This is a genomic window from Amycolatopsis keratiniphila subsp. keratiniphila (genome assembly GCF_001620365.2).
In the GTDB taxonomy this organism is placed as follows: Bacteria; Actinomycetota; Actinomycetes; order Mycobacteriales; family Pseudonocardiaceae; genus Amycolatopsis; species Amycolatopsis keratiniphila.
This window is the reverse complement of record NZ_LQMT02000013.1, coordinates 98,563-118,097: the sequence shown is the minus strand read 5'-3', so window position 1 is coordinate 118,097 and position 19,535 is coordinate 98,563. Positions and strand designations below refer to the sequence as shown.

Annotated in this window: 22 protein-coding genes; 8 read left to right on the top strand and 14 right to left on the bottom strand. The window is 69.0% G+C overall.

Annotated features, from left to right (window positions below; all coding sequences use genetic code 11):
* Positions 1-17 precede the first annotated feature (17 nt).
* Positions 18-821 carry a class I SAM-dependent methyltransferase gene (locus tag AVR91_RS14350; RefSeq protein WP_063271239.1) on the bottom strand — a complete coding sequence of 268 codons (804 nt, stop codon included), beginning with the start codon at positions 819-821 and terminating at the stop codon, positions 18-20.
* A gap of 87 nt (positions 822-908) precedes the next feature.
* Between AVR91_RS14350 and AVR91_RS14345 the strand changes: the two genes are divergently transcribed.
* Positions 909-1,370 carry a peroxiredoxin gene (locus AVR91_RS14345; RefSeq protein WP_038511067.1) on the top strand — a complete coding sequence of 154 codons (462 nt, stop codon included), beginning with the start codon at positions 909-911 and terminating at the stop codon, positions 1,368-1,370.
* Positions 1,371-1,461: 91 nt separating this feature from the next.
* Here AVR91_RS14345 and AVR91_RS14340 read toward each other — a convergent pair whose 3' ends face one another.
* Complete coding sequence (locus tag AVR91_RS14340; protein ID WP_063271121.1) at positions 1,462-2,154, bottom strand: MerR family transcriptional regulator; 693 nt, start codon at positions 2,152-2,154, stop codon at positions 1,462-1,464.
* Positions 2,155-2,234: 80 nt separating this feature from the next.
* Between AVR91_RS14340 and AVR91_RS14335 the strand changes: the two genes are divergently transcribed.
* The 3 genes from AVR91_RS14335 (at position 2,235) to AVR91_RS14325 (ending at position 4,783) form a co-directional block, all read left to right on the top strand.
* Positions 2,235-2,684, top strand: a complete 450-nt coding sequence (locus AVR91_RS14335; protein WP_063271122.1) for a DUF6194 family protein — start codon at positions 2,235-2,237, stop codon at positions 2,682-2,684.
* A gap of 18 nt (positions 2,685-2,702) precedes the next feature.
* A complete protein-coding gene (locus AVR91_RS14330) occupies positions 2,703-3,437 on the top strand; it encodes a TioE family transcriptional regulator (RefSeq protein WP_063271123.1) in 735 nt (244 codons plus the stop codon).
* Positions 3,438-3,625: 188 nt separating this feature from the next.
* Positions 3,626-4,783 (top strand): S1 family peptidase, encoded by a 1,158-nt coding sequence (locus AVR91_RS14325; RefSeq protein WP_063271124.1) that lies wholly within the window; start codon positions 3,626-3,628, stop codon positions 4,781-4,783.
* A gap of 51 nt (positions 4,784-4,834) precedes the next feature.
* On the opposite strand, the gene AVR91_RS14320 is transcribed toward AVR91_RS14325, so the two are convergent.
* The 4 genes from AVR91_RS14320 to AVR91_RS14305 are packed head-to-tail and all read right to left on the bottom strand — an operon-like array spanning position 4,835 to position 7,358.
* Positions 4,835-5,314 (bottom strand): DinB family protein, encoded by a 480-nt coding sequence (locus AVR91_RS14320; protein ID WP_063271240.1) that lies wholly within the window; start codon positions 5,312-5,314, stop codon positions 4,835-4,837.
* 37 nt (positions 5,315-5,351) lie between these two features.
* Complete coding sequence (locus AVR91_RS14315; protein WP_063271241.1) at positions 5,352-6,290, bottom strand: alpha/beta fold hydrolase; 939 nt, start codon at positions 6,288-6,290, stop codon at positions 5,352-5,354.
* 13 nt (positions 6,291-6,303) lie between these two features.
* Entirely contained in the window at positions 6,304-6,768 is a 465-nt protein-coding gene (locus AVR91_RS14310) for a DinB family protein (RefSeq protein WP_063271125.1), read from the bottom strand.
* A complete protein-coding gene (locus AVR91_RS14305; RefSeq protein ID WP_063271242.1) occupies positions 6,765-7,358 on the bottom strand; it encodes a class I SAM-dependent methyltransferase in 594 nt (197 codons plus the stop codon). The genes AVR91_RS14310 and AVR91_RS14305 overlap by 4 nt, the downstream gene beginning before the upstream one ends.
* A 68-nt stretch (positions 7,359-7,426) precedes the next feature.
* Here AVR91_RS14305 and AVR91_RS14300 point away from each other — a divergent pair, with 68 nt between their 5' ends.
* Entirely contained in the window at positions 7,427-7,996 is a 570-nt protein-coding gene (locus tag AVR91_RS14300) for a helix-turn-helix domain-containing protein (protein ID WP_063271126.1), read from the top strand.
* Here AVR91_RS14300 and AVR91_RS14295 read toward each other — a convergent pair.
* Positions 7,993-8,595 (bottom strand): response regulator transcription factor, encoded by a 603-nt coding sequence (locus tag AVR91_RS14295; RefSeq protein WP_063271127.1) that lies wholly within the window; start codon positions 8,593-8,595, stop codon positions 7,993-7,995. The genes AVR91_RS14300 and AVR91_RS14295 overlap by 4 nt on opposite strands.
* Positions 8,592-9,695: a sensor histidine kinase gene (locus AVR91_RS14290; protein ID WP_083737556.1), complete on the bottom strand. Its 1,104-nt coding sequence runs from the start codon at positions 9,693-9,695 to the stop codon at positions 8,592-8,594. Before AVR91_RS14290 ends, AVR91_RS14295 begins: the two co-directional genes overlap by 4 nt.
* A 118-nt stretch (positions 9,696-9,813) precedes the next feature.
* Between AVR91_RS14290 and AVR91_RS14285 the strand changes: the two genes are divergently transcribed.
* The 3 genes from AVR91_RS14285 to AVR91_RS14275 are packed head-to-tail and all read left to right on the top strand — an operon-like array spanning position 9,814 to position 12,853.
* Positions 9,814-10,689 carry an ABC transporter ATP-binding protein gene (locus tag AVR91_RS14285; protein ID WP_063271129.1) on the top strand — a complete coding sequence of 292 codons (876 nt, stop codon included), beginning with the start codon at positions 9,814-9,816 and terminating at the stop codon, positions 10,687-10,689.
* A 14-nt stretch (positions 10,690-10,703) separates the two neighbouring features.
* On the top strand, positions 10,704-11,423 hold the full coding sequence (locus tag AVR91_RS14280) for an ABC transporter permease (RefSeq protein WP_063271130.1): 720 nt from the start codon (positions 10,704-10,706) through the stop codon (positions 11,421-11,423).
* Complete coding sequence (locus AVR91_RS14275; RefSeq protein WP_063271131.1) at positions 11,420-12,853, top strand: alpha/beta hydrolase; 1,434 nt, start codon at positions 11,420-11,422, stop codon at positions 12,851-12,853. Before AVR91_RS14280 ends, AVR91_RS14275 begins: the two co-directional genes overlap by 4 nt.
* A 7-nt stretch (positions 12,854-12,860) precedes the next feature.
* On the opposite strand, the gene AVR91_RS14270 is transcribed toward AVR91_RS14275, so the two are convergent.
* From AVR91_RS14270 to AVR91_RS14245, 6 genes are all read right to left on the bottom strand, one after another.
* Complete coding sequence (locus AVR91_RS14270; protein ID WP_083737554.1) at positions 12,861-14,294, bottom strand: alpha/beta hydrolase; 1,434 nt, start codon at positions 14,292-14,294, stop codon at positions 12,861-12,863.
* A gap of 255 nt (positions 14,295-14,549) precedes the next feature.
* Positions 14,550-15,803, bottom strand: a complete 1,254-nt coding sequence (locus tag AVR91_RS14265) for an HNH endonuclease signature motif containing protein (protein WP_076857347.1) — start codon at positions 15,801-15,803, stop codon at positions 14,550-14,552.
* A 224-nt stretch (positions 15,804-16,027) separates the two neighbouring features.
* Positions 16,028-16,816, bottom strand: coding sequence for an ABC transporter permease (locus AVR91_RS14260; protein ID WP_063271134.1), 789 nt, complete (start codon positions 16,814-16,816; stop codon positions 16,028-16,030).
* The gene (locus tag AVR91_RS14255) at positions 16,813-17,763 is read right to left on the bottom strand and encodes an ATP-binding cassette domain-containing protein (RefSeq protein ID WP_063271135.1); all 951 of its coding nucleotides are present in this window, start codon (positions 17,761-17,763) and stop codon (positions 16,813-16,815) included. Before AVR91_RS14255 ends, AVR91_RS14260 begins: the two co-directional genes overlap by 4 nt.
* An 11-nt stretch (positions 17,764-17,774) precedes the next feature.
* Positions 17,775-18,620: a DUF4097 family beta strand repeat-containing protein gene (locus AVR91_RS14250; protein ID WP_063271136.1), complete on the bottom strand. Its 846-nt coding sequence runs from the start codon at positions 18,618-18,620 to the stop codon at positions 17,775-17,777.
* A gap of 51 nt (positions 18,621-18,671) precedes the next feature.
* Entirely contained in the window at positions 18,672-19,187 is a 516-nt protein-coding gene (locus tag AVR91_RS14245; protein ID WP_043848046.1) for an Arc family DNA-binding protein, read from the bottom strand.
* Positions 19,188-19,535: the final 348 nt, after the last annotated feature.

Sequence of the window (19,535 nt, the reverse complement as noted above, 5' to 3'; positions counted from 1 at the left end):
CCGAAGGGCCGTCGCCGTCAGCGAACGGTGCCGGAGCCGATCAGCGTGGTGGCGTCGAGTTCGGTCACCCCTTCGGCGCGCAGGGACTCGAGATAGCGCTCGCGCACCCGCTCGACGACGCCGGGCTCCAGATCGGCGAGCAGTCCCCGGAACCCGGAGCCGATGACGACCAGCCAGGCGATCTCCGGTGTCATGGTCAGCCGCAGTTCGTTGACCACGACGTCCACATCGGACAGATTCCGCCCGGAAAGCCACTCGGTATAAGAGCCGGCCTGGTCTATGCGATCGATCAGGCCCGGTTCGCGCTCCGGCGGCGGCGCGGACCCGGTCACCGCCGCGACCGCGCGGCCGAGATGACGGCCCGCGGCCACCATGGACCCGCCGCGCCAGATCGTGAACACCGCCCGGCCGCCGGACCGGGTCCTGGCGATCAGCCGTTCGGTCCCGACCGTCATGTCGGGGAAGAAGAAGATGCCGAGCGCGGACTGCACGACGTCGTAGCCGCCGGTGTCCCACGCCGTCGCGTCGGCTTCGTGCGCGCGCAACTGCGGCAAGCCGGCCGAAAGACGGCGCAGCTCGCCGATCATCGGACCGGAGAGGTCGATGGCGTCCACCACCCCCTCGGCGCCGACCGCGTGCGCCGCCGGAATCGCCGAAGCCCCGGTGCCGCAGCAGGCGTCGAGGACACGGTCTCCCTCGGCGAGCCCGGCGGCCGCCACCGTGGCCGCACCGATCGGCTCCCACAGATACCGCCCGAGCGCGGCGAAATCGGCGGCGGCCGCGTCGAAGGCGCGCCGGGTTCCCACTTTGCGAGAGGACATGCCGCGACGATAGCCGTTTCGCACCTCGGCCACGGACGAGTTCGCGCCGAGACCGATCCGGCGCGCCCGCGGCTCCGAATACCGGATATGGATCAAGGAGACCTCGTCCCGGACTTCACCCTGCCCGACGACACCGGCCAGGACCGCACGCTGTCGGAGTTCCTGTCCACCGGCCCGGTCGTGCTGTTCTTCTACCCCGCCGCGATGACCGGGGGCTGCACGGCCGAGAGCTGCCACTTCCGCGATCTTGCCGCGGAGTTCCGCGAGGTCGGCGCCCACCGCGTCGGGATCAGCCCTGACGGGATCACCAAGCAGCGGGAATTCTCCACCCTGCACGGCTTCGACTACCCACTTCTGTCCGATGTGGACGGAGAAGTCGCCAAACTCTTCGGCGTCTGGCGCCGGTTCAGCCCGCTGCACGCCAAGCGGCGCACCTTCGTGATCGACACCGATCGCCGGATCCTCGCGGTGATCAAGAGCGAGCTGAAATTCGACGTCCACGCCGACAAGGCGCTCACGACCCTGCGGGAACGGACTCCCCGCACCTGACCCTGTCTCGGGCCACGGCCGACGTTGCGAAAGCCACTTTCGCAACCTTCAACGTTGCGAAAGTGGCTTTCGCAACCCCAGCGGCGATGGCCTAACCGTCCTCGCCACTCACGAGGCGGGACAGCGCGGCCGTGCCGTCGAAAAGCGCCCGCGAGCGGGCCGTGATCCCGGCGTCCCTGGCGGAAAGCGCGGCAGCGACGTCCTCCAGCCGCCGGGATCGCCGCAGTTCCGGCATCAGCGCGCGCAGGGGCGCCACGCGGTAGCCGGCCAGCCGCAGCTGATGCACGATCCGCGCGTCCCGCACCTGGGACGGCGTGTACCGCCGCGTCCCCCGCTGATCGCGGCCGGGCACGACGAGCCGTTCCGTGTCCCAATGCCGCAGGGTCGACGGGCGCACGCCGAGCGCCGACGCGAGTTCGGAGACGCTCATCGAGTCCGAGCCGCGCACGTCTTCGATCGGTTCGTCGGAGATCACCCGCACGGCTTCCCTGGCGTCCCGGAGGTCCGCGCGTTCGGCGTCGAGCCCCGCGTGGGCAGCGTCCAGGCGCGCGAGGACTTCGGGGAGCGGATCCCGGTGCACGGCGCGGACGATCTTCTTGGCCTCGACCGGCCCCACGGCGGCGGCGAGCGCGCGGTAGGCCAGCGCGGACCGAAGATGAACCTCGCCGTAGCTCCGGTAACCCGAAGCCGTCCTCGACGCCGCCGGGAGCACACCGTCACGTTCGAGGTTGCGCACCTGCTGGACGGAGTAGCCCGCCACGCGCGCTACCTCCGCCGTACGCATCGATTTGAGACTTGACACCTTCACTCCGTCGGAAACGCACTCAAACCCTCCATAAGCACTTTAATGCCACGCTTGAGCACATGACCATCGAAGAGATCATCGGCCTCGTCTCGGGCCTCGACGGCGTCCTGACCCTCACCCCGGGACCGGGCGACGAGTGGCCGGAGCTCAGCTGGGGCGACGCGTTCTTCTACTACTCCCCCGACGGCGTCGTCCCGACCAACGTCCAGCCCTTCGCGACGATCGTGACCAAGAACTACCCCGGCGACGAGACCTCGCGGCTGGACCGCCCGGACACGTTCCGCGTGAACATCCACGCCGGCAAGAAGGAGTTCGCCCGCGGTCTCGGCCAGAACCCCGACGACACCGACACCCTGATCGCCCACCCCGTGTACGGGAACGCGGGCTGGCTGGCGGTCGTGAACCCGGCGTCGAACACCGAAACGGCCACCCGCGAGCTGCTCGAGACGGCCTATCGGCTGGCCCGTGCCCGTTACGAGCGGCGGGCGGAGTCCTCGCGCGACCGGTAGAGCGAATATCGTGGGGCGGTGGGCCGGAACCTTCGAACCCGTGAGCGGCTCAGGCCGGTCGACCTCGCGCGCGAGCACGGCCTGTCCGCTCAGGCGGTCCGCAATTACGAGGCGGACGGCATCCTCCCCGCCGCCGAACGCGGCCCGCAGGGCTATCGCACGTACACGCCACTGCACGCGCAAGCCCTGCGCGCGTTCCTCGCCCTCGTGCCGGGACACGGCCACGCGACCGCGGCGTCGATCATGCGGGCGGTCAATCAGGACGAGGTCGAGGAGGCGCTCCGGCTCGTCGACGAAAGCCACGCGCAGCTGCTCGACGACCGCCGCACCCTCCAGGCCGTCACGGCCGCGCTCCGCGATCTCGAACCCGTGCCGCAGGAGCGGGGTGAGGTATTCGTCGGCCCGCTGTCCCGGAAACTCGGCGTCCGGCCCGCGACCTTGCGCGAGTGGGAACGCGCGGGCCTTCTCCGCCCCGAACGCGATCCGAGGACGGGTTACCGCGTCTACAACGCGGCCGACGTACGCGACGCGAAGCTGACCCATCAGCTCAGGCGGGGCGGCTACCTCCTGGAGCGGATCGCGCCGGTGCTCGACCAGGTCCGCTCGGCGGGCGGGGTCGTTCCGCTCGAGTCGACACTGAGCGACTGGCACGCCCGGCTCGCGGCGCGGGGGCGCGCCCTGCTCTCCGGTGCCGCCGCGCTGGACGCCTACCTCGCTGACACTTTTGGGACGATGACACTCCCACGCAATTGAATAAGCAGGCAATTCGCGTTTTCCGCATACGAAAGTAGGTCCGTGATCACGGATCCTACTTTCGGCGCTACGACATGCCGTGCGGGCGCTCGTACTGTGCGTCACGTCGAGATGAACCGCCCGGTCCCCTGCGCTTTCCGAACATATTCCGGCGGTTCGTCGTTCCCTCCTTATCGAAGGAAATTCGCATGCGAATTCGCGGACCCGTCATGCTCACCCTGTTCAGCGTCTGTGCCGGAATCGGCGCGCTCGCCGTCCCGGCGACCGCCGCGCCGGTCACCGCCTACGACCAGACGATGCTCGAGACGCTCGCAGCCCAGCTCAAGGTCAGCCCGCTTCAGGCCGCCCAGAAGCTGGACCACGAGAAGAACCTGATCGCCTCGCTGGACAACGTCAGAAACCGTGGCCTCCACACCGACGGCGCGTACTTCGACAACGCGGGCGCCCTCGTGGTGAACGCCGACGCCGGTTCCGCGAAGGAGCTTCGTTCGGCCGGGCTGACCCCGCGCACCGGTGCCCGCGGCGAGAACGCGCTGAACGCCCTGTCCGCCAAGGTCGGCACGGTGATCGGCAAGGACGTCACCCAGGTGCAGTCCTGGGGTCCGGAACTCGCGGCCGACCAGGTCGTCGTCACCGTGCAGCCGGGTGCCGACAGCGCCCTCGTCCGACGGCTCACCGCCATCCCGGGTGTCGCGGTCCAGACCGGTGTCGCCAACGGGAACACCACGCAGGCCGACGTCATCCCCGGCCAGATCATGGACCTCGTTCCCGGCACCAACTGCTCGCTCGGCTTCCCCGGCACCACCAGCAGCGGCAACAACGTGATGCTCACCGCCGGGCACTGTGTCGAAGGCAACCCGGACATCCTGAACCGCAGCGGCGTCCACATCGGCCGCGGCGTGGCCACCCAGTTCCCGTCGGCCGACATGGGCCTGATGGACATCGACGCCGAGGACACCGGCCGCGGCTACGTGGACACCCGTATGGGCACCACGGTGCGGATCACCGGCAGCTCGAAGGCGCCGGTCGGCACCACGCTGTGCAAGGCGGGCAACACCACCGGCTGGACCTGCGGCAAGATCACCGCGTACAACCAGACCGTGCGCTACAGCGGCGAAAGCGTCGCCACCACCGGGCTCGCGAAGTCGACCGTCTGCACCGAGGGCGGTGACAGCGGCGGCGCCTACATCGCGGGCAACACCGCGCAGGGCATGACCTCCGGCGGCCCCGCCGACGGCCACGACTGCGGTTGGAACCAGGGTGCCAACGCCACCGGTTCGTACTCCTACTACCAGCCCGTCGTGGACGCGGCGAACAAGTACGGCGTCACGCTGACCCGTTCCTGACGAACGAAACGACGATGCCGGGGAGCCACCGCTCCCCGGCATCGTCGTTCGCTAGGAACTCAGGATCTGCTCGCGCAGGATGTCGGCGTGGCCGCCGTGCTGGGCGAGTTCCCGCAGCATGTGCAGGTACACCCAGCGCAGCGGGAGCGGGCCGCGCCGGTTCCCGTGGAGCAGGTCGTCCAGGTCGAGGGCCGCTGCCGCCTTACGGGACACCTCGCAGGCTTCGCGGTACGCCTGCCGCACGGAGGCGATCGTGTCCTCCTCGGTGAGGACGAACGATTCGTCGGGCGTCTCGGGGAGGCCGAGCTCGGTCCGCGGCCGGCAGGTGATGCCTTCGACGAACCACACCTTTTCCACGAAGGTCGCGTGCTTCACCAGGCCGAGCAGGGTCGTGCGGGACGGGACGAGCGACCGGCGGGCCTGCTCCTCGGTCAACCCTTCCAAGGACTCGTCGAGAACACGGCGGTGCTCGTCGAGGAAGACCTCGAACTGCTCGCGGAACGGATGGTTGAGCACTTCCAGCGTGGACATGCGCGAAGCATCGCAAAGGTTCTCGATCTCGGGCAAACTACTTCAGGAAGCCGATCAGTTCGGCGCTCACGAACGCCGGATTCTCCTCGGCGAGCCAATGTCCCGCCTTCGGCACCTCGACCGCGCGGGCCAGGTTCGCGACGCGGGGCGCCAAAGTGGCCTTCTGCGGTTCGAGCAGTCCCTCGGCGGTCATCAGCAGAGTCGGGGTGGTGATGGGTTTCGCGCCGGCGTTCGCGGTCGCGTCCTGTCCGAGCGTCCGGTAGAGCTCGAAGCCACCGTGCAGGACCTCCGGCTTGGTGTAGGTGCGGGCGTACTCGTCGATCTCCGCGTCGTCGAACGGCGGCGGCGCGCCGGGGCCGCCGAAGGCCGTCCCCGAGTAGGCGACCTGGGGATAGAACAGGGACAGGTACTCGCGCACGTCGTCGCCCACGACGGCCTCGGGGACCGTCTTCTGCGAGTGGAACGCGATGTGCCAGCTCAAGTTCCGGTACGCGGTCGCGTCGAGCGCGGGCCCCGGCAGCGGCAGGTCGAGATAGGCGAGCTTCGTGAGATCGCCGGGGAATTGCGCGGCGTACTGGAAGGCGACAGCGGCGCCGAGGTCGTGACCGGCGATCCGGGCGTCGCGCAGGCCCAGCCGGCCGGCGACGAGACCGTGGACGTAGCGGGCGAGGGTCGCCTTGTCGTAACTGGGCGGTGAGCCGTCGCTGTCGCCGAGACCGGGCAGGTCGAGGGCGTACACCGTGAAATGTTCGGCCAGCGCGGGCATGACCCGGTGCCAGCCGTACCAGGTCTGCGGCCAGCCGTGCAGCAGGACGAGCGGGGCGCCCTTGCCGCCGGTGACGTAATGCATCTTCACCCCGTCGACGTCGGCGAACTCGTGCCGGAAGCCAGGGGGTGGCGCGGCGGCGGCCGGAGGTGAACCGCAGGCCGTCAGCAGGACGAGGGCCGCGACGAACGCGGCGGCTCGGTGGAACATGGGGATCTCCGTTTCAGCGCCCGGTGGCGCCATCGATCAGTTCGCGCAGGATGTCGGCGTGTCCCGCGTGCCGCGCGGTTTCCTCGATCAGGTGGGTCAGGGTCCAGCGCCGTGATCCCCGGCGGGGTCCCGGCGCGGCGAGGTCGTCCCAGTAGGCGATCTCGTCGTTCGCCTCGGCGACGGTTTCCCGGTAGGCGGCCAGAATCGACGCCGTCGTGTCGTCCGGGCCCGGGTGGAACGACGCCTTCCAATCGGTGACGCGGTGGCCGAGCAGCCAATGCCGTTCCACCTGGGTCAGGTGCTTGACCAGGCCCAGCAGGTTCGTGCCGGACGGCACGCCGGGAGTGCGGGCACGATCCTCCGGCACGCCTTCGGCCTTGGCCATGACGGCGGCGCGGAGATAGTCGAGGAACCCGGTGAGCACTTCCTTTTCCCCGGGGCCGGTCGACGGCGGTCCGGCGTCGCGTTTCCGGCTCATCGCCCGGCCCGCCGGAGGATCAGGATGTGGTCGACGACCGTCGCGGTCCGGCCCGCCGGACCGGTGGCCAGACGTTCGGCCGCCTCCGCTCGGTCGATCGACCAGACCGTTGGGTCGAGGCCCAGCTCGGCCGCAACCTCGCCGGGGGTGGCGAATTCGGCGTCCTGATCCCATGACCACGGCGCGGCGGAACCGTGGTCGACGACGACCAGCCGCCCGCCGGGATTCACCGAGCCCGCGGCGGTGCGCAGCACCCGCGCCCGGTCCAGTTCGAAGGGCGTGTGGAAGTACTGCGCGGACACCAGATCGAAGGTGCCCTCGGGGAAGTCTTCGGCGAGGTCGACGCGGAGCGCCGTGATCGCCTCACGGCGTGCCTGGAGCGAGCGCACGGCCGCTCCGGAGATGTCGACCGCGGTCACGCGCCAGCCTCGGGCGGCCAGCCACAGCGCGTCTCCCCCGGCTCCGCAGCCGAGGTCGAGCGCGGTGCCCGGGGTCAGCGGGCCCGCGATCTCGGCCAGTCTCGCGTTCACCTTCGGCGTTCCGGCCGCCCGCCGTTCGTGGAGTTCGTCCCAGAATTTCGTAGCGCTCATGATCGCCACCTTCGCCGCCAGGCCGCCGGTTTGGCACGAAAACTTGCCGACCTGGCAAGATCGAGGGCATGGACGAGACGGACGAGGTGCTCGACGCGGTCGGCCCCCGGCTGCGCGCGCTGCGCAAACACCGCGGCCTGACCCTCGCCGAGCTGTCGGCGGCGACCGGGATCTCGGAAAGCACCTTGTCACGACTGGAAAGCGGCGGGCGGCGGCCGACGCTGGAACTGCTGCTCCCGCTCGCCCGGGTGCACGGCGTACCGCTCGACGATCTCGTCGGCGCTCCCCGGACCGGTGATCCGAGGATCCATCTCCAGCCGATCCACCGCCACGGCATGACGTTCCTGCCGCTCACCCGGCGCGCGGGCGGGGTGCAGGCGTTCAAGATGCTCATCCCCGGCCGGGACACGCCGGCGGAGCCCACGCCGCAGACCCACGGCGGCTACGAATGGGTGTATGTCCTCAATGGACGGTTGCGGCTGGTGGTCGGCGACCGTGACCTGGTCCTCCCGCCGGGCGAGGCCGCCGAATTCGACACCGCGCTGCCGCATTGGCTCGGCTCGGCCGACGGGCACGCCGTGGAAACCCTCGTCCTGTTCGGGCCGCAGGGCGAACGCGCGCACGTACGGGCGCGTTAAAGCCAGTCGTGCTCGCGGGCGTACCTGGCGGCCTCGTGCCGGGTCTGCGTCTGGGTCTTCTGCATGGCGTTCGAGAGGTAGTTCCGCACGGTGCCCTGCGCGAGATGGAGCCGTCCGGCGATCTCGGCGACCGAATAGCCCTCGCCGGTCACCCGCAACACCTCCAGCTCCCGCTCGGTGAGCGGACAGTCGTCGACGACGGCGAGCGCGGAGACGTCCGGGTCGATCCAGCGTTTGCCCTGGTGCAGCGTGTCGATGACGAACGTGATGTGCGACGGGTCGGCGGCCTTGCTGACGAAACCCTGGACGCCGAGCTTGAGGGCCTTGCGGAGCACACCCGGTTTCGCGTGCCGGGTAAGCATGAGGATGACCTGGCCCGGCCTGGTACGCCGGATCTCCGCGACCGCGCCGAGTCCGTCCACGCCGGGCATTTCGAGGTCGATGACGAGGACGTCGGGCTCGTGCCGCAAGGTGGCCTCGACGGCTTCTTCGCCGTTCTCCGCCTCGGCCAGGACGGTGATCTCGCCTTCGAGCGGGAGCAACGCGGCCATCGCCTTGCGCAGCAGGGCTTCGTCGTCGGCGAGCACCACCGTGGTCATCGTTCCTCCAGGGCCGGGAAGGACGCCGCCGTCACGAACCGCCCGTCTTCCTGTTCCACCGTCAGCTCACCGCCGTCGGCGACCACGCGTTGTTCGAGCGCGGCCAGCCCGCGCAGTTCGGGCAGCGGCGTTCGCTGGGCGCCGTCGTTGACGATACTGATGCTCCATTCCGACAGGGTGATCCGCACGCGGGTCGCCTGCGCGTGGCGCAGGATGTTGGTCGTGGTCTCGCGCAGGACCTGGCCGAGCAGCCTGCCCGCCGCCGGATCGACGTCCGCCTCCCGGTCGACGCGCACGCGGATCCCCGCTGCCTCGAAAAGGTTCCTCGCGTTCTCCAGTTCGGCGGAGAGGTTGAGCCGGCGCTGGGCGTAGGCGAGTTCCTTCGTCTGGGTGATCGTGTCGGCCACGAGCGCGTGGATCTCCCCCAGCTCCTGTTTGGCCCGCTCGGCGTCGATGTCCACCAGCTTCCTGGCCAGCGCGGTCTTGAGCTTCACCACGTGCAGCGTGTGGCCCTGGATGTCGTGCAGATCGCTGGCGAACCGGACGCGTTCCCTGATCACGGCCAGCTCCGCTTCCCGTTCGCGTGACTCCTCGAGTTCCTTGACGACGTCGTAGAACCGCTTGTTGGGGAACATCAGGCCGAGCACGACGGCGGTGATCGCGGCGGGCACGAACACGAAGCTGACCAGCTCACCGGACACATCCTCGTGCGAGACCAGCAGTCTCAGCGCGCCCACCGCGGCGATGTACACGACGAGCGCGACGGCCGCCGCGATCCGGTGGCGTGGCAGTTGCGGGACGACCAGGGAGCCGACGAGGAAGACGCCGAAGAACGCCGAACTGCCGCCGACGAGCAGCACCGAGAACGGCCACACGGCCGCCGTGATCACCAGGCACGGGATCGCGACCCGCAGGACTTCGCCCGCCGCCCAGCGCACGAAGGCGACCAACGCCGCCAGCACCCCCACGCTCAGGACCACCGCGTGCCACCAGGTCCGCGAGTCCGAGGCGACCACGATCACCCCGCCGACGACGAGCAGCGGGACGAACATCGTGAGGTTCAGCTTGCGCAGCTGTCCCTTCGCCTGCTCGGTGTCCACATCAGACATGAGTCCAGTATCGGCGCTCCGGCGGCGGGACGACAGTGACACCACGTCATGGTTTCCTCGTGACGTGGCCGCACTGGCCGGGCCGCGTCCCGGCGGGTGAGATCGAGGTATGACAGCGATCGACGTTGACCGTCTGAACGTGAAATACGGCGACTTCCACGCCGTGAAGGATCTGTCCTTCCAGGTCCGGCAAGGCGAGTTCTACGCCCTGCTGGGCACGAACGGGGCCGGGAAGACCTCGACCTTGGAAACCCTGGAAGGACACCGGAATCCGACGTCGGGCACCGTCCGGGTGCTCGGGAAGAGCCCGCGGGACCGCGCCGCCGTCCGCCCCAAGATGGGGGTCATGTTGCAGGAGAGCGGTTTCTCACCGGATCTGACGGTGAAGGAATCGATTCGCCTGATCGGGGCCCTGACCCGGCGCACGGACCGGCTCGAACGCGTGCTCGGCATCGTCGGCCTGACCCCCAAAGCGGACACGAAGGTGTCGCAGCTTTCCGGTGGCGAGAAGCGGCGGCTCGATTTCGCGACCGCGGTGTACGGCTCGCCGCGGCTGGTGTTCCTGGACGAGCCCACCACCGGCCTCGACATCCAGTCGCGGGACGCGCTGTGGGACGCGGTCGACAACCTGCGTGAGGACGGTTCGACGATCGTGCTCACCACGCATTACCTGGAGGAGGCACAGCAGCGCGCCGACCGCATCGGCCTGATGCACCGGGGCACGTTCCACCGGGAGGGCACGGTCGCCGAACTGACGCGGACGCTGCCGTCGGTGATCCGGTTCTCGCTTCCGCCGTCGGCCCCGGCGCTGCCGTTGCAGGGCAAACGCGAACACGACGGAAGGTTCGTCATCGAGACCTTCGGCCTGCAGAAGGACCTCCACACCCTGCTCCGGTGGGCCCAGGACCACGCGATCGAGCTACCGGACCTCGAAGCCGGACCGACCCGGCTCGACGACGTCTTCCGCGCCATCGAAAACGACTGAAGGACTGAGTTGTCATGCTCTCGATAGCCCGCAGCGAATTGATCCAGATCTTCCGGAACCGGTCGGTCCTGATCACCAGTTTCGTGATGCCCCTCGCGATCTCCGCGTTCTTCGTCTACCAGCACGAGGTCTTCGCCGAGATCGGCAGTCTCGGCTACATCGCGGCGATCGTGATGTTCACCGTCTGCGCGTTCGGTCTCTACACCAGCGCGGTGACCACGCTGGCCTCCCGACGGCAGAACCTGTTCCTGAAGCGACTGCGCTCCACCGCGGCCGGCGACGCGTCCATCCTGGCCGGGCTGGTGCTGCCGGTCACCGTCATCTCACTCGTCCAGGTGGCCGTGATCATGACCGTGCTGGGCGTGGTCACGGACACGCCCGCCAACGTCGGCCTGCTGGTGGCGGCGGTGCTGGCCAGCGTCGCCATGATGATCGGCCTCGGCCTGGCCACCGCGGGTCTGACCAACTCCCCCGAACACGCGCAGGTGACCACCCTGCCGGTCAGCCTCGGCGTGATCGCCGTGGCCAGCTGGGTCGGCATCTCCGGCACCGACGAGCTGACACTGCTCAAACGGCTGCTGCCCGGCGGCTCGGCCACCGAACTCGCCGTCGACGCATGGAACGGCGGCGTGGCTCTCACCGATTCGCTGCTCCTGCTCGCTCCGACCCTCGCTTGGGTCGTCGTCGCCGTCGTCCTCGCGACGCGGCTCTTCCGCTGGGAGCCGCGCCGATGACCGTCCGAAGTGGAGCGAAACTCATACCTGTCCTGGTCGCCGTATTGGTGACCGCGGCCACCCCGGCGATCGCGTCGGCGGCACCGCCGCCGAAATGGGGGCCGTGCCCCGAAGAGGCGGCCGGCCTCGGTCTGGAATGCGGCACCATCCAGGTCCCGCTGGACTACCGGAATCCGGACGGGAAGACCATCGAGATCGCGATCTCGCGCCTGGCGAGCACGCGGCCGGAGAAGCGCCGCGGTGTGCTGCTGACCAACACCGGTGGCCCCGGCGGCGAAGGGCTCGCCTATCCCGCCACCCTCGAGAAGCTGAACATCCCGCAGGAGGTGCTGGACGGTTACGACGTCATCGGGATGGACCCGCGAGGTGTCCACAACAGCACCCCGGTGACCTGCGGACTGTCGCCCGCCGAGCATCCGACCAACATCCCGAGGTACGCGCGGAACTCGGCCGACGTCACGACCGAGGCCCAGCGGGTCGCCGCCGTCGCCGCGAAATGCGGTTCCTCCGCCACCGCGCCGCTCCTTCCGTACATGACCACCGCCAACACCGCCCGCGACATGGACCGCGTGCGCGAGGCGCTCGGCGAGCGGAAGGTGAACTACTTCGGCATCTCGTACGGCACCTACCTCGGCTCGGTGTACACGTCGTTGTTCCCCGAGCGCAGTGACCGGTTCCTGATCGACAGCGCGACCGGCCCCGGCGGCTGGGACGCGTCCTTCTCGCGGCTGTTCGGGCGAGGCGTCGAAGACCGCTTCCCGGACTTCGCCAAGTTCGCCGCTTCGAAGCCCGAGTACGGCTTGGGCAGGACTCCGGCACAGGTGACGGCGAAGTACTTCGAGCTGGCCGCGCGGCTGGACAGGACACCGAGCCCGGACGGCTACAACGGCCAGGTGTTCCGTCATGTCACGTTCGCCGATCTCTACTACGACAAGAGCCTGCCGCATCTGGCGGAGACGTGGCGCGCGCTCGACACCGGGAAACCCGTGCCGACTTCGGCCGTCGCGGGCTATCCGTCGGACAACTACATCGCGAGCCAGCTCCACGTGATCTGCAACGACTCCGACTGGCCGGAGGACGTCGGCACCTATCGGCGCAACGTCGCGATCGACCGGTTCCGGCACCCGCTGTTCGGCGCGGCGGCCGCGAACGTGACGCCGTGCGCTTTCTGGCCGTCCGAGCCGATCGAACCGCCGGTGAAGATCACCGATCGTGGCCCGTCGAACGTGCTGATCGTGCAGAACCTCCGCGACCCGGCGACACCGCTGGCGGGGGCGCGGAAGCTGCGGGAGGCCTTCGGCGAGCGCGCCAGGATGGTCACCGTCGACCAAGGCGGTCATCTGGCGTACCTGTTCAAGGACAACAAGTGCGCGAACGACCTCGCGACGGAGTTCCTGGTGCGCGGGACGCGGCACGATTTCGCCTGCTGATCCGGTGTCACGGGCGGCAGGTCCGGTCGGCGGGGAGCCGTCCGCTCAGCAGGTAGTCCCGCACCGCCGCGTCGACACACGCGTCACCCTTCAAGAACACGGAATGGCGGTAGGCGCCTTCCACCGTCACCAGACTCGATCCGGCGAGCGCCCTGCGCATGGCGAGCTGTCCCGCGTAGGGCGTCGCCGGGTCGCCGGTCGAGCCGAGGAGCAGCGCCGGTGCGGTGTTGTGGATCCGGGTGGCGGGTTCGGCGGGAGCCACGGGCCAGAACGCGCACGGGGTGATGTTGCGGGCCAGCGGGCCGAAGAGGGGTTCGGCGGCGCGATGCTGCTGGATGTCCCGGTAGTAGGTCATCGGATCGCGGTCGGCCGCGCGATCGGCGCAGACGACCGGTGTCCCGGCCCGGTCGGTCGCGGAGCCGGAACCCGTCGTCAAGCCGTCGAGAAGCGCGCTCAACGCGGGCGACGGCGTGGTGGGCAGACCCGCCGCGGCGGCTCGGAGAGTCCGCACGGTGGCGGTGAACTCGGCCTGTGAAGCGGGCCTGTCGTCATAGAGGTGCGCGAAGAACACATAGGGCACGGTGTGACCGTCCACTGTGTACTTCCCGACCGCGAACGGCCTCCGCTCGGCCGAGCGCGCGACGTCCCGCACGGTCGCCAGGACCTCGTCGGCGGTCTCTCCCAGGCCTTGGGCGGTCCGTGCCCAGTTCCGCAGCGCGGCGTCGAGCGACGGCGCGGTCGGGCGGAGCAGGCCGGGCCCGTACGCCTCGGGATCCACCGCCGAGTCGAGCACGAACCGGTCGGCCCGCGAGCCGAACATCTGGAGGTACACCGCGCCGAGGTACGTCCCGTAGGAGGCGCCGATGTAGGAGATCTTCCGCTCGCCGAGTGCCTCGCGGACCAGGTCCATGTCCCGTGCGGTGTTGCGGGTCGACGCTGCCCGCAACAACGCCGGGTCGTTGCCCGCACAACCGCGCGCCAGTTCTTTCGCGAGGGCCACGCTCTCGCCGAACGTCTTCAGATCGGGCCCGGCCGAGCGGGTGAACGTGTCGGTCTTCCAGTCGCACCGCAACGGCGAACTGCGCCCGACGAACCGGGGATCCATGCCGACGAGGTCGTACCGCGCGGCGATCTCCGGCATCAGCGCGCCCGCCAGGACCAGTTCCCTCGCGGGACCGCCCGGCCCTCCGGGGTTGAGCAGCACCACGCCGCGGCGGCGCGCGGGATCGGTGGCCTTCATCCGCGCCAACGCGAGGGTGATCCGGCGCCCGTGCGGACGGCGGTAGTCGACCGGTACGGCGACGTCGCCGCACTGCGCACCCGCCTTGTCCAGCTCGACGCCCACGCTGTCACCGGGACCGGTCGCGCAACCGTGCCAGGTGATCGACGGGGCCGCGGCGGCGGTCGCCGGTGCCAACGCGGCGGTGACGAGCAGTGCCACCAGGACTGCTGTTCTCCTTGGCAACGCGAACTCCCTTATGTCGAAGGAAAACTCCTCGGGTGCAGGTTAGGGAGCCGGCTCGTGCGGGGGCGTCCGTCTGCGGTCGGAGGTGCCTAGCCCGCTGGGGGGCTTTTCTTGCGGCAGGTCCTGACGTTCGCGACCGACTGTGTGGATTTCGGTGCGTTGGATGACCCGAAATCCACACGGTCATGCCGAGGCGCCCGTCGCCTGGGTGGCTGGCGGGCTCCTCGGGGCCTAGAGGTGATGCAGGGTGTTACGTCGGGGATGTCGGAGCGGATCCCGGTACTGGGGTGGGATGAACTCCGGTAACCCATCGGCCGCCATGCGTACTTCCCAGTCACCGTGGTGGATCAGCCGGTGGTGGAAGCCGCAGAGCAGCACGAGATTCCGGAGGTCGGTGGGCCCGCCGTCTGCCCAGTGGTGAATGTGGTGGGCGTGGCAGTTCTTGGGTTTTCGGTGACAGCCGGGGAACGCACAACCACCGTCGCGGATGTTCAACGCGCGCCTCTGGCCGGGTGTGACGAACCGTCTCAGGCGCCCCATATCCAGCGGTTCACCCGAGCCGCTCATCACCACCGGCAACATCAGGCAGTCACAGGCGGCGAGCCGGGCTTCCCGCGCGGTCATCGTCCCCACGAAGTCCAGGCACGCGGTGCCGAGACCGGATTTGAGTTCCTCCAGTCCGATGGTGACGTGTACCAAGGTCCGGTAGCCGCTGGTTCCCGGCTGATCGGGGCAGGCGATGGCCAGGTCGAGGAGTTCGGCCCAGGCGTCTCCCATGCGTTCGCATTTCATCCGCAGATCCGCCTGGCCGAACTCGTCCACCGGCCGTGGCTGGGCGTGTGCTTCCAGGGCGGCGGCGGTGCGGGCCCCGGTCTCGTCGTCGAGGAGGCCGGTGAGTTTCCAGAAGCCGTCTTTGCGGCGCTCCAGGGTGATTTCCCGGCGCGGCTCTTTGGGTTCAGGGTCTTTGGGTTCGTTGCCGTCTGGGTTCAGCCAGCCCAGCAGTTTCGCCTCAGCCTCGGAGAGCTGGCGGGGACCGGCGTTCGGGGCAAGCTCGGCCAGGATCTTCTCCGCAGTCTCCCGATCCTCAGCGGAGGTGTCGGCGGGGAGCCTTTTCAAGATCTCCAGGATCTGATCGATCCGTTCGTCCCCGACCAACCCCTGAGCGGCAACGGCGGCGGTGGCAGGAGCAACGGGCGGAACCTCGGTGCCATCCAGAGCGAGGGTGGGGTTCAGGGCGAGAGCCCGCTTCACCACCGCGCCCGCTTCACCGCGCGACAACCCCGCGAGCTCCGCGAACCAGCTCGCCGTGCTGCCATGCCCGTACAAGTCTTTCGCGCCCCGATTCTCGATCTCTGCCAGAAACTGCCCCAACCCGGCAGTGGCCATGCGAATCGCCTGCAAGAACTGCTGCACGCCTTGGGCAAGCTCCAGTTTGCCGGCGCGCCACAGCTCCTGCGGCAGTTCGGGGAGAAAGGTCTCGGACACTTCTCCATAATACCGCAACACGTCGAACACGTGTTCGTAATTTTCAGCAACAAGCCAACTCGCGTCGACAACACTGACGGGTGAAACAGTCACTAACGCCGAGTCACCCTGAGCGACTCGCATTTAGCCGACTAAACGCGAAAGCACCCATCGCATTTAGTCGGCTAAATGCGCCCCGGACCGAAGAAACCCGGCCCGGGGCGACCCCCAGTATCACCCCAAGATCAGCGGTCACGTTCCTTGGCGAACAAGGACTTCGACCACCCATACCCGACCGCCGAGAGCAGAACGCACCAGCCGACCGCGAGCCAGCCGCTACTGCCGATCGGAGTCCCGAGCAGCAGGCCGCGAATGGTCTCGATGACCGGAGTGAACGGCTGGTAGTCGGCGAACCAGCGCAGCCAAGCGGGCATCGAATCCGTGGGCACGAAGCCACTGCCGAGAAACGGCAGCAACATGAAGATCATGGGCGTGTTGCTCGCCGTTTCCACGCTCTTGGCCGCCAGGCCCAGCGCCACCGAAAGCCAGGTGAGCGCGATGGTCAGCAGCAACAGCACGCCGACGACGGCGAACCATTCGCCGACACCCGCCGTCGGGGAGAAGCCGATGAGCAGTGTGACCCCGAAGACCACGGCGAGCGCGAACGCCGTTTGGATGAGCGCGCCGACGACGTGCCCGGTCAGCACCGAGGCCTTGCTGATCGCCATCGTGCGGAACCGCGCGATGATGCCCTCGGTCATGTCCGTCGCCACCGAGATCGCGGTGCCGAGGGCTGCGCTGCACACGGCGACGAGCAGGATGGCGGGCGTGACGTAGCCGACGTACTCGGCTCTGCCGCCTCCGCCGCCGAGACCGTTCCCTAGCGTGCCACCGAAAACGTAGACGAACAGCAGCAGGAACACGATCGGCTGGCCGATCAGCATGAGGGTGAGCGACGGATACCGTTGCATATGCCGGATGTTGCGGCGCAGCATGGTCGTCGAGTCGCGCACCGAAAGGGCAAGGGTGCTCATCGGGCCATCTCCTTGGTCGCTTCGGTCCGGTGACCGGTGAGGCTGAGGAACACGTCGTCGAGGTCCGGCGTGTGCACGGTGAGGCTGTCGACGGCGACGGCCTCGTCGTCGAGCCGGTCCAGGACGGCGCGCAGGGCGGCGACGGTGCCGTCGGTCGGCACGCGGAGCGCAAGGGCTTCTTCGTCCGAAGTGGACACTCGAAGCACGCGGGTCGCGTCACGCAACGAGACCGCGTCGGGGAACTTCAGTTGCATGTGCCCGCCGGGCACTCGCCGCTTCAGTTCGTCGGGCGTGCCGAGTGCGACGATCCGGCCGCCGTCGAGTACGGCGACCCGGTCGGCGAGCTGATCCGCCTCCTCCAGATATTGGGTGGTGAGGAAGATCGTCACGCCACCGTCGACGAGGTCACGGATGATCTGCCACATCGTGCGGCGGCTGCGTGGGTCGAGGCCGGTGGTCGGTTCGTCGAGGAAGATGACCTTGGGGTCACCGATCAGGGTCATCGCCAGGTCGAGTTTGCGGCGCATACCACCCGAGAAGGTGGACGGCGTCTTCTTCGCGGCATCGGTCAGCTCGAAGCGTTCCAGGAGTTCAGCGGCGCGCCTGCGGCCCTCGCGGCGCGGCAGATGGTGCAGATCCGCCATCAGAAACAGGTTCTCCTCGCCGGTGAGCAGATTGTCCACCGCGGAGAACTGTCCGGTGAGCCCGATCGAGGCACGGACACCGTCCGGGTCGGCGGCGAGATCGGCTCCGGCGATGGTCGCGCCGCCGGCGTCCGGAGTGACCAAAGTGGACAGGATGTTGACCGTGGTGGTCTTGCCGGCGCCGTTGGGGCCGAGCAGCGAGAAAACCGTGCCCGCCGGGACATGCAGGTCGATACCGTCCAGGACGACCTTGTCGCCGTAGGACTTGCGCAGTCCCGTCGCGGAAATGGCCGGGTTTCGCATGAGGATTCCCTTCAGGAACGGTGGACGAGGATGTCGCCGACGGAGGTGCCGGCGTGGACTTCGACCTTGTCGGTCGTTTCGCCGGGCGCGGTGGCGGCGGTCATGTCGTTGACGACGCGGCCGAAGCCGGTGTTCACGTCGAGCCAGGCGGCACTGCCCTCACGGATGCCGATCTCGACGTCCCCCAGCGACGTTTCGAGCGTGAGCGTGCCCCTGACCGCGTCGAGCACGCGGACGGAACCGTTGGCGGTCTTGGCTTCGACGCCGTTTTCGGCCTTGTCGACAGTGATGTCGCCGTTGGCCGAGCGGAGGCGGATCGAGCCAGTGGCGGCCCCGATGGTGGTGGGCCCGTTGGAGTTCTTGACCACCGCGGTGCCGTCGATCGCGCCGACGTGCACGCGGCCGGAGCTCGTGCTGATGTCGGCGTTGCCGTCGGCGTGCTCGACGACGATGTTCCCGGACGCGGTGTGCAGTTTCAGCTCACCGGCCCGGTCCAGCCGGATGTGCCCGGTGCCGGATTTGTAGCGGCAGGCGCCGATCCGCCCGGTCGCGGTCAGGTCGCCGAGGCCGGTGCTCCCCTGCACCCGGGAGCCGGCGGGCAGTTCGATGGTCACGTCGATCGACCTCGTCCGCCTGGAGAAGTCGAGCAGGCGCATCTTCGGTGCGCGGACGGTCAAGGTGCCGCCGGAGAATTCGACGACGGTGCGCTCCGCGGCGTCGACGTCGGATTCGTTGTCCTTGTCGAGCGGGGCGACTTCGACGACCGTGTCGGCGCGGTCGCCGGCGACGATCCGGACGTTGCCGACGACCGGATCGAGGTCCGCGAGAATGGGTTCCGGAGTGGCGAAAGAAGGCATGGTCGTCCCCTCAGAGGTGGTGTGATCGGTGTTTGTGCCGGTCTAGGAGGTCTAGCTGACCCAGCCGGTGTAGCGCTGAGCGCCGCGATGGCCGCTCGTCGGAGCGGGCGGCGTGGCCCACTCCGACGGCTGCAACGCCGCGGACGCGGCTCGCACGAGCCACGCGTTGACCGAACGGCCTTGCGCGGCCGCGGCCTCCTCCACGCGGGTCTTGAGGTTTTCCGGGAGCCGGAAGTTGATCCGGGCCGTGGCCCCTTCCTCGTCCGGTACCGGCGGCTCCGGCGCGGCAGGCGGGGCAGGCGCTGCGGGGGCGGCCTGGTCGACCGCGGGAAGCGTGACGGCGAAGCTGGCTTCCCCGGCACGCAGCCGGACCTCGACCGAACCCGGCGCGAGGTCACGGGTGATCTCGTCCGACGCGGCGGACAACGCGTCCAGCAGCGCGAGACGAATGGCCGACGCGAGCGGCGCGGTCAGGCGTTCGGCGAGCGCGCTCGCCTCGGCTCCCCCCGCCTCGGCGGCGACGGCGAGTTCCCGGCGAACGTTGTCCACAAAGGGCGTCAAATCCATGACGCCATCATGGCACCACGATGGCGCCAATGCAAGGCCACTTTGGCGCCACATGGCGCCAAAGTGGCGTCCGTGCAGGTCAACGCCAGTTTTGCCCCTTTGGCCAGTCTCGGCTGGCGGGGAAAGCAGGACACGGCGGAACGCGTTGCCGGGGTCGTTCAGGCCGGGCGAGAATCGCCACGAGCCGCGCGGAAAGGAAGCGACCCGCCGTCGAGTGTGGGGGTCACCCGAGGCGGGCCGCTACCCGGTTCCCACCGTACAAGAGGTCCGTCCGCGTATGCGGGCAACGCTTTTTGTCCTTGCGGCCCTTGACAAATCGAAGATCCACAGTGGACGGAAGACGGACAC

What these genes read in the sequence shown, in the direction of transcription:
- AVR91_RS14350 (WP_063271239.1), bottom strand. Translation starts at nt 821, where the DNA reads ATGTCCTCTCGCAAAGTGGGAACCCGGCGCGCCTTCGACGCGGCCGCC.
- AVR91_RS14345 (WP_038511067.1), top strand. Translation starts at nt 909, where the DNA reads ATGGATCAAGGAGACCTCGTCCCGGACTTCACCCTGCCCGACGACACC.
- AVR91_RS14340 (WP_063271121.1), bottom strand. Translation starts at nt 2,154, where the DNA reads ATGCGTACGGCGGAGGTAGCGCGCGTGGCGGGCTACTCCGTCCAGCAG.
- AVR91_RS14335 (WP_063271122.1), top strand. Translation starts at nt 2,235, where the DNA reads ATGACCATCGAAGAGATCATCGGCCTCGTCTCGGGCCTCGACGGCGTC.
- AVR91_RS14325 (WP_063271124.1), top strand. Translation starts at nt 3,626, where the DNA reads ATGCGAATTCGCGGACCCGTCATGCTCACCCTGTTCAGCGTCTGTGCC.
- AVR91_RS14320 (WP_063271240.1), bottom strand. Translation starts at nt 5,314, where the DNA reads ATGTCCACGCTGGAAGTGCTCAACCATCCGTTCCGCGAGCAGTTCGAG.
- AVR91_RS14315 (WP_063271241.1), bottom strand. Translation starts at nt 6,290, where the DNA reads ATGTTCCACCGAGCCGCCGCGTTCGTCGCGGCCCTCGTCCTGCTGACG.
- AVR91_RS14310 (WP_063271125.1), bottom strand. Translation starts at nt 6,768, where the DNA reads ATGAGCCGGAAACGCGACGCCGGACCGCCGTCGACCGGCCCCGGGGAA.
- AVR91_RS14305 (WP_063271242.1), bottom strand. Translation starts at nt 7,358, where the DNA reads ATGAGCGCTACGAAATTCTGGGACGAACTCCACGAACGGCGGGCGGCC.
- AVR91_RS14300 (WP_063271126.1), top strand. Translation starts at nt 7,427, where the DNA reads ATGGACGAGACGGACGAGGTGCTCGACGCGGTCGGCCCCCGGCTGCGC.
- AVR91_RS14295 (WP_063271127.1), bottom strand. Translation starts at nt 8,595, where the DNA reads ATGACCACGGTGGTGCTCGCCGACGACGAAGCCCTGCTGCGCAAGGCG.
- AVR91_RS14285 (WP_063271129.1), top strand. Translation starts at nt 9,814, where the DNA reads ATGACAGCGATCGACGTTGACCGTCTGAACGTGAAATACGGCGACTTC.
- AVR91_RS14280 (WP_063271130.1), top strand. Translation starts at nt 10,704, where the DNA reads ATGCTCTCGATAGCCCGCAGCGAATTGATCCAGATCTTCCGGAACCGG.
- AVR91_RS14275 (WP_063271131.1), top strand. Translation starts at nt 11,420, where the DNA reads ATGACCGTCCGAAGTGGAGCGAAACTCATACCTGTCCTGGTCGCCGTA.
- AVR91_RS14260 (WP_063271134.1), bottom strand. Translation starts at nt 16,816, where the DNA reads ATGAGCACCCTTGCCCTTTCGGTGCGCGACTCGACGACCATGCTGCGC.
- AVR91_RS14255 (WP_063271135.1), bottom strand. Translation starts at nt 17,763, where the DNA reads ATGCGAAACCCGGCCATTTCCGCGACGGGACTGCGCAAGTCCTACGGC.
- AVR91_RS14250 (WP_063271136.1), bottom strand. Translation starts at nt 18,620, where the DNA reads ATGCCTTCTTTCGCCACTCCGGAACCCATTCTCGCGGACCTCGATCCG.
- AVR91_RS14245 (WP_043848046.1), bottom strand. Translation starts at nt 19,187, where the DNA reads ATGGATTTGACGCCCTTTGTGGACAACGTTCGCCGGGAACTCGCCGTC.